Genomic DNA, 3,348 nt, shown 5'->3' on the forward strand with positions numbered 1-3,348 from the left:
CAGCGGTCCCGTTCGTCATTCACCGCAGGGCCAGCACGCCCACCCGCGCCTGGACAGCGCCCCAGCCAGCCTTAACTTCCCGGCCTTGGGTCAAGTGCTCGACCCAAACCTACCGCTGAAGCTGAAAGCAGGCACGGCGAGGTCAAAAGATCTGCCGATGAAGAACCTGAGCCGGAAGAAGGCCTACTCGGCACTGTCGGAGGCGAACTCCTCGATCGCGTTTCTTCCAGATGGGCGTAATGGCTCGTAACCCAATCATGATCGTGTCACGAGCTCAACGGGCCGACGGTGTCCGCCCGACCAACTTGCCCGCATCCCGCGGACTTGCGGTTGCAGATTTCCCGGGGGCCGTCGGCGATGAACTGTGCCAGGGAGCGCTCCAGGAGCACCAGAAACTGCCCTAGGCCAGCGGCCACCTTGTCGAGCTCCGGTTCGCCCAGCGATGCGGTCCGTGTCCGGTAAGCCGCCCCATCAGGCCCCGCGACATGTGCGTGCCGTGCTGCGGCAACTTCACAAGCGAGCGGTTGCTCGCCGCCATGGGCTGTGCCCTCCACTCCTCCGACGTGTCCATCCGCACCGGCGCGGTCGGCAGGTGGCTCACCGGACAACCGGCTGGTATCCAGCTCCGCGAGGCGTCCGCATACCTGCGGGACACACCTGAGCCCCCGACCGCGACACACAGTGAGACGAAAACTCGCCTGTGTCCCGTATGTGACAACACCTGACCTCAGATTGACGACGGTGACAAGAATGACGTCCCGACGCCCTCGTGTCGGTGGCCTCTGAAAAGTGGTTCTGGATCACCTTCATTGCCAGGGCCACGGAGGGTCACCGAAGCCGCGATCATTAACGGCCGTGAGTGATGTGCTCCTCCAGGATCGGTGGTTCCACCAGGTCGAGGGTGTCGAGGTAGAAAACGCGGTGTCCGAGGGCGAGTTGGTGAAGTTTCCGGGCCCGGACAGGTGCGGAGCAGGCCGTGTGACCGGCGTGCGGGACGCTGTCGTCCGCAGCTACCGGATCGCGGTCGACCAGGCGGCCACGGGCTGGTCCCTCGCCCAACGGCAGCGGGATGCCTGCCACCGGCATGATGCCGAGCGCCGTGCCGATGTTCTCGAAGGACTGGAAGGAGAACCAGGCGACGATCCCCGCGGCGACGGTGCCGTACAGCTCGGACGACTCGCGCGCGATCCGGCAGGTCTGCCACAGGATGACCCTGATCAGGGGCTGTCCTACGTGACTACCTGCCGAACGGCACCAGTCGGCTGGTATGGCTCCTGTGGAGTCATGCGTTGCCGGTTCAGGGTTCGACGAAGAAGCTGTCGTGGCGGACGAGGAACTCCGCGAACTCCTCGCCGCCGCGCTGTGCCATCTCCGCGACGTGTTCGAAGTATTCCTCGCGCGGTGCACCCGGGGAAAAGATCAACAGCATCGACGCAGGGTCGTCCGAATCGTTCTTGAAGGCGTGGAGCCCGCCGACCGGCACATAGAGGAAGTCCCCTTGGTGCCCGGTGATCCAGCCCTCGCCGTTGAACAGTTGCACCTGGCCGGAGAGAACGTAGAAGGACTCCGAGATCGAGCGGTGGAAGTGGGTGCTCGGGCCAGGAGCTTTCGGCCCCATGTCCACCCTGTAGAGCCCGAACTCGCCTCCGGTCGATGCGTGCGTGGCAAGGTAATGGGTGCGGTTCCCGGAGGGGGATTCGATCTCGGCTTTTGTATCGGCCGGCCTGAACACGGCGTTGACCTCACCCTTGTCACCGAGGTAGCGCGGCTCCGGGTACGACATCGTGAACTCCCTTGTGTCATGGCATCTGAGGTGTTTGAGATCCGGCCAAAGGGCTCTGCGACATCGTATGCACGGACATGGCTCAGACAGAGTCGAGTTCGGCGAACTCCGTTTCGTAGGCTTCAGATCGGCTGCTGCCGCCGAGTTCTGGATGGCCGTCGGCCGGGTCGACCCAGGATCGGAACGACTACCGGGGATCTGGCCAACGCCCAGGCCAGGCAGACTTGTTGCGGGCTGACTACGCGTTCCTCGGCGATCCACGCGAACGAGGCGTGTGATGAATCAAGGCCGCAGGCTAGGGAGATACCTCCCTCCCACGGGCCTGTACGGCAGGAGCCGAGTCCCAGCCTCGGTACGCAGACGCAGTTGCGCGGCGACCACCGATCGCGCGATTGGCGAGGAAGCGCGGTCCGTGGCGTGACGCAACCTGCGCGGTGTGTTGGGCAACACGGCATCTGGTTTGCTCAACTTGCGATTGACGGGCACTCACCGTCTCCCTTCGTCGACACAGCGGGTACGAACCACTGCCACCGCCGTCGACACGAAAACGCGGGTACAGCCTGATAGGCCTGGCCGAGGCGTAGATGGGTTTCGGCGAGGCGTGCGCGGCGGTGCGCAGCCATTCGGGTGGTCGTCCTGGTGCCTGATCCAGGCGAGTTCGAGCGGATGCAGCGCGGGGAGGGTATCGGTGACCGCGGTGCGCGGGGTGTGCCGGTTGCTGGTGAGCAGGTCGGTGCTTTCGGTGAGGCGCTCTTCGGAGTGTCGAAGTCGGCCGCGAGCCGCATCATCGGCAACCTCGGACCATCGCTCGCGCTTCAGTCCCGTCAGCGGTTGCGTGGGGACGCCGTGCTGATCGTAGATGGCACCTTGGTCCCCACTCGCGATCATGCGGTTGCCGAGCAGTCGAAGAACTGCCGGTACTCGACCCATCACGAGGTCGTCATCGACGCCGACATCTGACTCGTCGTGGCCGTCGGCCGACCGGTCGCGGACAACCGCAATGATGGCAAGGCATGGAGAATTTCCGGTGCGAAGGCCGCCGTCGGCAGGGCGACGGTCATCACGGACGGCGGCTACCGGAGCACCGGCCTGCTCATCCCGCACCGCCGTGAACGCGGTCAGACCGAACTGCCTGCTTGAAAGGAGGAGAACAACAGCTCCCACCGTCAGGTCCGGGCCCGCGTCGAGTACGTCTTCGCGCGGATGAAGGTGTGGAATATCCTTCGCGACTGCCGTCTGAAAGACGACGGCGTTCACATCGCCATGCTCGGCATCGCCCGGATGCACAACCTCGCCCTCACGGGATGACTGCCGCCCGATGTGCTCAGTCGATACAGAACTCGTTGCCCTCGATGTCCAGCATCGGGATGCACGAATCGTTGCCGTCGTACAGCGTTTGCACGTGTACTGCGCCGAGCGGGATCAGCCGTGCGCATTCGGCCTCAAGTACGGCGAGGCGTTCTTCACCCACTAGGGCCTGTTGTGAAAGTGCTGGTCACAGCCACTCGTTGAGGACTGCGACCAGCACGGTCGCTTCGTAGCGGACGGCGAGCTTGTCGTACCTC

3 protein-coding genes and 3 pseudogenes are annotated in these 3,348 nt (G+C 64.4%); 2 read left to right on the top strand and 4 right to left on the bottom strand.

What is annotated here, in order from left to right; genetic code table 11:
* On the top strand, positions 1-250 hold a 250-nt coding region (locus AB0N07_RS50040; RefSeq protein ID WP_365847544.1), incomplete at its 5' end, for a hypothetical protein.
* A 596-nt stretch (positions 251-846) separates the two neighbouring features.
* Here the strand turns inward: AB0N07_RS50040 and AB0N07_RS50045 are convergent.
* The 3 genes and pseudogenes from AB0N07_RS50045 to AB0N07_RS50055 form a co-directional block, all read right to left on the bottom strand.
* Complete coding sequence (locus AB0N07_RS50045; RefSeq protein ID WP_365847548.1) at positions 847-1,086, bottom strand: hypothetical protein; 240 nt, start codon at positions 1,084-1,086, stop codon at positions 847-849.
* Positions 1,060-1,221: pseudogene (locus tag AB0N07_RS50050) on the bottom strand (FtsW/RodA/SpoVE family cell cycle protein); the annotation flags it as partial. The gene AB0N07_RS50045 and the pseudogene AB0N07_RS50050, both read right to left, overlap by 27 nt.
* Positions 1,222-1,297: 76 nt before the next feature.
* Positions 1,298-1,783 carry a cupin domain-containing protein gene (locus AB0N07_RS50055; protein ID WP_365847546.1) on the bottom strand — a complete coding sequence of 162 codons (486 nt, stop codon included), beginning with the start codon at positions 1,781-1,783 and terminating at the stop codon, positions 1,298-1,300.
* Between the two features lie 750 nt (positions 1,784-2,533).
* Here AB0N07_RS50055 and AB0N07_RS50060 point away from each other — a divergent pair.
* Positions 2,534-3,091: pseudogene (locus AB0N07_RS50060) on the top strand (transposase); the annotation flags it as partial.
* A gap of 16 nt (positions 3,092-3,107) precedes the next feature.
* On the opposite strand, the pseudogene AB0N07_RS50065 reads toward AB0N07_RS50060, so the two are convergent.
* Positions 3,108-3,257 (bottom strand): annotated as a pseudogene (locus AB0N07_RS50065) (VOC family protein); the annotation flags it as partial.
* Between the last annotated feature and the right edge of the window lie 91 nt (positions 3,258-3,348).

The organism is Streptomyces sp. NPDC051172 (assembly GCF_040682555.1).
Taxonomy (GTDB): Bacteria; Actinomycetota; Actinomycetes; order Streptomycetales; family Streptomycetaceae; genus Streptomyces.

Excerpts from the sequence above, each read along its gene's own strand:
- AB0N07_RS50045 (WP_365847548.1), bottom strand. The coding sequence starts at position 1,086 with ATGCCGGTGGCAGGCATCCCGCTGCCGTTGGGCGAGGGACCAGCCCGT.
- AB0N07_RS50055 (WP_365847546.1), bottom strand. The coding sequence starts at position 1,783 with ATGTCGTACCCGGAGCCGCGCTACCTCGGTGACAAGGGTGAGGTCAAC.